Raw genomic sequence first — 4681 nt, 5'->3', positions numbered from 1 at the left:
CCGTCATCGTTGCGGATGATGATGTTCTTAAACTCTTCCACATCGTTCAGATCGGTTTTGGTCAGCAGGGTGAACTCACGCTCGCGGGATTCGATACGACCGGCAGGGACCTCCAGGTTCTGGCCTTCCAGCGCCGCTTCCACATCCTGTGGCATTACGCGGTACGCGGCCATGCGTGCCGGGTCCAGCCAGATGCGCATGGAGTATTTACGCTCACCGAAGATCATTACGTTGGCTACGCCGTTGACGGTCTGCAACTGATCCTTGACGCGGTTGTCCGCGATCTCGGTCATCTCCATCGGGTCGTGACGGTCGGAGGAGAAGGCCAGCCAGATGATCGGCTGGGCATCCGCTTCGGTTTTGGTCACCACCGGTGGATCAACGTTGTCCGGCAGCTGGCCGGTGACACGGCTCACGCGGTCGCGCACATCGGCGGCGGCATCGTCCGGATCACGGGTGATCTTGAAGGTCACGGTGATCTGGGATTTTTCGGTTCGACTGATGGAGTTCATAAAGTCGATCCCTTCGATCCCGGACAGTGAGTCCTCAATGATCTGGGTGATCTGGGTTTCTATGATCGACGAACTCGCACCCGGGTAGGTGGTTTCCACCGTCACCACGGGCAGGTCGATCTTCGGGTATTCGCGCACAGTGAGGCGGTCATACGCGATGAGGCCGATCAGCAGGACCAGCAAGCTCATCACGGTGGCCAGCACCGGGCGTTTGATACTGATGTCAGACAGGACCATGTGTGTTTACTCTCCGCGATTCGCCTGCTGGCTGCCGTCAACAAAGATCGGGGTTACCGGCATACCTGGGAACAGCTTGATCTGACCGGCGGTGATAATCACGTCACCCTTGGTCAGGCCCTTGGTGATCTGTACGGTGCCCGGGCGGCGCTGGCCCATCTCAACCGGAACCAGTTCAACCATGTTGCCGTCAGCAACACGCATCACAAAGAAGCCACCGTTCTGAGGGATGATCGCCTGTTCCGGTACCACTATCGCGGCATCTTCCTGCTTCATCACCAGGTTTACCTTGGCAAACAGGCCTGGACGTAACAGACCGTCTTTGTTTTTGATGCGGGCACGGACTTCAATGTTGTGGGAGCGGGTATCTGCACTTGGTGCGATTGCGTATACCTCACCATTGAAGATTCGACCTGGGAAAGCGTCGACTTCAACGTTGATCAGAGTGCCAGGCTGCAGGGCTGCCAGGTAGATCTCCGGTACGCGGAAATCCACTTTCATGGTGTTCAGGTCGGTCAGTTCGACCAGCTCCTGGCCAACGTTGACGTAGTCACCCGGGCTCACCAGACGCAGGCCGGTGGAGCCGGCAAACGGTGCGCGGATTGTCATCTTGTCCAGTCGGGTTTTAGCCAGTGCACGCTGGGCTTCGTCGACGCGCAGCTGGGCGAGGGTGCTGTCGCGATCCTGCTCGGAACCTACACGCTTTTTCAGCAGGCTCTCGGCACGTTTGTATGCGATCTGGCTCAGCTTTACGCGTGCGTCTGCCTGTCGCAATTCGGCGCGGTAGATAGCGCTGTCCAGAACAAACAGAGGGTCATTCTGTTTAACCGCCTGGCCCTCTTCAAACAGGACTTTTTCAATGCGGCCGCTCTGCTCAGGACTGAGCTGGATGGTTTCATTGGCGCGCAGGTTACCGACGGCGTGGATAGAGTGATCCAGTGCCTGAGTTTGCACGGTAATCACCTCTGCCGGCAGACCCTGAGGTGGCTTGTCTGCAGCGAAGGCGGTCGGTGCTGCAAGGCTTGTGGCCAGCAGGAATCCGGCGATGATGCGGTTGGCTTTCATATCCTTAACCTTTGAGTGTTGGGGCTTCAATCATTGTGAACAGGGTGGCTGTGTGGCGGCGTAGCGGCTCTACGGAGCGCTCGACCTTGAGCTGCAGCAGGGCGCCTTGCCAGCCGTTCCAGATCAGCTCGGCGATCTGGCGAGGTGGTATATCGGTGCGTACGGTGCCTTCTTCCTGGCAGATACGTATGTCTTCTTCTATCGAGTCCAGGACTTCCAGACTGGAGGTGCGGATCGCTTCACTGAACAGGGGGGAGGCCTGGCTGACTTCGCCGGTCAGGTTGGCCAGCAGGCACCCGGTACAGTCCAGATCTTCGTCGTATTTGCGGATCTCCATCTCGACCATCTGACGAATCTTGTCCAGGTAGGTGCCGGTTAGGGAGGACATCTCCTCTTCCCAGCGAACAAGCTCCATGGATTTGTGATGATTGATAATCTCGACGGCGAACTGTTCCTTGTTCTCGAAGAAGTTATAGAAGGAACCTTTGGATACCTCACAGGCTTCAAGGATCTCCTTCAGACCTGTAGCGGCATAGCCGTTGCGGGCGAACAGCTCGGCGCCTTTCTCAAGAATTTTCTCCCGGCTATGTTCCGGGCGTCGTCCTCGTGTCATATCTCGTACCTGTGCCATCACCTTTGCAATAGGTGGTGGCATTTATTTTTAACTAGACCGGTCGTTCTAAAAATAGTGGTGCACATTTTAATCCGATTTTGTGCATAAACAAGTTAAGAAAGTGTAAAGAATTGCAACAATGCGTTGCCGCATTGGGCTCTACGCGGTTTGTCTATAGAGATCAACAGGTTGTGATAGTTGCAGAGCGTGTAGCGAGCGTTCGGTTTTAGCGATCAATTTCTTAAAAGCGCTCTGCCAGCTACGAAAATCAGTGACATAGTTGTAGCCACAAACAACCCGTATTTTTCGTCTTCGTAGCAGGGTATTCAGTTGGGTTGCGGCACCCAAGTTCGCCTCAGGTGAGCCTGCTGCGTTGAAGCGCATGCGGTCGTCCTGGCCTAAAACGAGATCACACACGAACAGTGCATCCTTGTGCAGATAAACGGTAAAGCCAGGTGTGTGCCCTCCGATCACAAAGGCTTCCAGGTCACCGCGGCAAAAGTTGTCATCAAAGCCATGGGTGATGTGGTGATCTTGTGCGAGCGGGTGGTTTTGCTCTTCACGGTGAAGCCAGGTCTCAGCGTGCCAGGCTTGTTGGTAGCGGTCAGTCGCGCCCATAAAGTCCCGGTGGGTAAAAAGGATCGCGTCCACTGGAGCGACCGCGTCGTTGAAGAGGGGCAGGCAATCGATCCATACGTAGCCCGCCGACGTTTCGAGGCGATATACCGATGTGCCCAATCCCTCTGCCTTCAGGCGCGTAATGCGGTGATTGATGTTGCTCACCTTGATATTACTGCGTTGTGCCGCTTTCTGTTCGCTCAAAAAGCGATTGCCGGGTGTGCCGCAAAGGGGGCAGTGGGCAGGCGCTGTTGTGGTGGCGTTAAATCCGCATCCGTTGCAAATAGTTGTGTTCATCTGTGCACCTCTGTTCATTGAGGTTGCGCATCGTACAACTTAAAGTAAAGTTTAAGTCAAGCATTTGAAACTCAGTCTGCGGGCTGTTTGGTTTGAGGAAGAGAAATGGCAAAGTCCGTGCGCTATATGACCATAGGAGAAGCAGCGGAGCGTTGTGATATTGCAACCTCAGCACTGCGTTTTTATGAGTCGAAGGGGTTGATCCGGTCGGTGCGAACCGAAGGTAATCAGCGGCGTTTTCATCCGGCGATGCTGCGACGGATCTCGGTAATCAAGGCGGCACAGAATCTGGGACTTTCGCTGGAAGAGATCAGCGCGGCGCTGGCGAGTCTGCCGGATAATCGCACGCCCACAAAACGGGATTGGGAGCGCTTATCCACCCAGTGGGGCAGGCAGTTGGATGAGCGTATTGCGCGTATGCAGAAGTTGCGTGAGAGTCTTTCAACCTGCATTGGTTGTGGTTGTTTATCGATGCGAAGTTGCGAGCTGTTTAATGCGGATGACTTCGTGGCCAAGCGTGGCACAGGGCCGCGGTACCTGATTGAAGAGAGGCCCGATGATGGCAGGCCGATGGAGTGAGGTAACAGCAGTAAAAGAAGAGGCGCCTGTGGCGCCTCATTTCGTTTAACTACGTAACGATCTGACCAGCATCCAGAGGCTGCCAAGGATCGCTGCAGCGCTGAAAGCCAGTAAGCCTTCAGCCATGGTGATGCCGAATAACAGTTCAGGTGTGTAGCCACATGGTTCCCAGGGCTCAAATACGGTAGGGAACCATTGATCTAATGCAAACCAGTCGGGCAGGCCGCTGTCCATATCACATGCGCCTTCGATGAAACCGCGTTCAACACCAAATGTTTTCCAGGAACGCTCGGCCATGCCAGCTGCCAGACCCACTCCAGTCAGGCCGGTGAGCATGCGCATAGGTTTACTTCCTCGGGTAGCGAGTGCTACCAGGGCCAGTAGGATAAAGCCCAGCACATAAATTCGAATATGAATGCAGAGAACGCAGGGGCCGTAATCCAGCCCGTACTGGTAGTAGAGTGCAATGGCTTCCATTGCGATGCCTAACACCAATACAAGGGACCAATAAAACGATGTGCTTTTTCCCTGTGCGCCGACGCCCATGGGTTTCTCCTTCAAATATTCCAGTTCGCGAACTCTATCCGATCATTGTATGGATGGCGAGTTCCCTAGTTATTGTTTTAGGACAGGAAGAGTGAGTCGAGTTCATCGTTAGATGGTGCTCAAAAGGTAAATAGATGAAAAAAACTAATCAATAAGCTGAGAAAGAGTCGTTTTAAGTTAGACAAAATTGTTTGTAATTAACACAAAATAAATT

General features: G+C 54.2%; 6 protein-coding genes. 1 reads left to right on the top strand and 5 read right to left on the bottom strand.

The window, feature by feature from the left end; genetic code table 11:
• From ACEQ15_RS08635 to ACEQ15_RS08620, 4 genes are all read right to left on the bottom strand, one after another.
• Positions 1-749, bottom strand: a 749-nt coding sequence (locus tag ACEQ15_RS08635) for an efflux RND transporter permease subunit (protein ID WP_370278730.1), incomplete at its 3' end; no start/stop codon positions are given.
• 6 nt (positions 750-755) lie between these two features.
• Positions 756-1814, bottom strand: coding sequence for an efflux RND transporter periplasmic adaptor subunit (locus tag ACEQ15_RS08630; RefSeq protein WP_370278728.1), 1059 nt, complete (start codon positions 1812-1814; stop codon positions 756-758).
• Positions 1815-1818: 4 nt separating this feature from the next.
• Complete coding sequence (locus ACEQ15_RS08625; RefSeq protein WP_370278727.1) at positions 1819-2427, bottom strand: TetR/AcrR family transcriptional regulator; 609 nt, start codon at positions 2425-2427, stop codon at positions 1819-1821.
• 159 nt (positions 2428-2586) lie between these two features.
• Positions 2587-3342 (bottom strand): hypothetical protein, encoded by a 756-nt coding sequence (locus tag ACEQ15_RS08620; RefSeq protein ID WP_370278726.1) that lies wholly within the window; start codon positions 3340-3342, stop codon positions 2587-2589.
• A 105-nt stretch (positions 3343-3447) separates the two neighbouring features.
• On the opposite strand from ACEQ15_RS08620, the gene soxR reads away from it, so the two are divergent.
• The gene (gene soxR / locus ACEQ15_RS08615) at positions 3448-3921 is read left to right on the top strand and encodes a redox-sensitive transcriptional activator SoxR (protein ID WP_370278725.1); all 474 of its coding nucleotides are present in this window, start codon (positions 3448-3450) and stop codon (positions 3919-3921) included.
• Between the two features lie 45 nt (positions 3922-3966).
• Here soxR and ACEQ15_RS08610 read toward each other — a convergent pair whose 3' ends face one another.
• Positions 3967-4467 (bottom strand): disulfide bond formation protein B, encoded by a 501-nt coding sequence (locus ACEQ15_RS08610; RefSeq protein WP_370278723.1) that lies wholly within the window; start codon positions 4465-4467, stop codon positions 3967-3969.
• Positions 4468-4681 lie beyond the last annotated feature (214 nt).

Source organism: Pontibacterium sp. (assembly GCF_964228735.1).
Taxonomy (GTDB): Bacteria; Pseudomonadota; Gammaproteobacteria; order Pseudomonadales; family Balneatricaceae; genus Pontibacterium.
Note: the sequence above shows the minus strand (reverse complement) of the source record. Positions and strands in the feature narration are given on the sequence as shown.

Coding starts and splice junctions, on each gene's coding strand:
- ACEQ15_RS08630 (WP_370278728.1), bottom strand. CDS start 1,814: ATGAAAGCCAACCGCATCATCGCCGGATTCCTGCTGGCCACAAGCCTT.
- ACEQ15_RS08610 (WP_370278723.1), bottom strand. CDS start 4,467: ATGGGCGTCGGCGCACAGGGAAAAAGCACATCGTTTTATTGGTCCCTT.
- soxR (WP_370278725.1), top strand. CDS start 3,448: ATGGCAAAGTCCGTGCGCTATATGACCATAGGAGAAGCAGCGGAGCGT.
- ACEQ15_RS08625 (WP_370278727.1), bottom strand. CDS start 2,427: ATGACACGAGGACGACGCCCGGAACATAGCCGGGAGAAAATTCTTGAG.
- ACEQ15_RS08620 (WP_370278726.1), bottom strand. CDS start 3,342: ATGAACACAACTATTTGCAACGGATGCGGATTTAACGCCACCACAACA.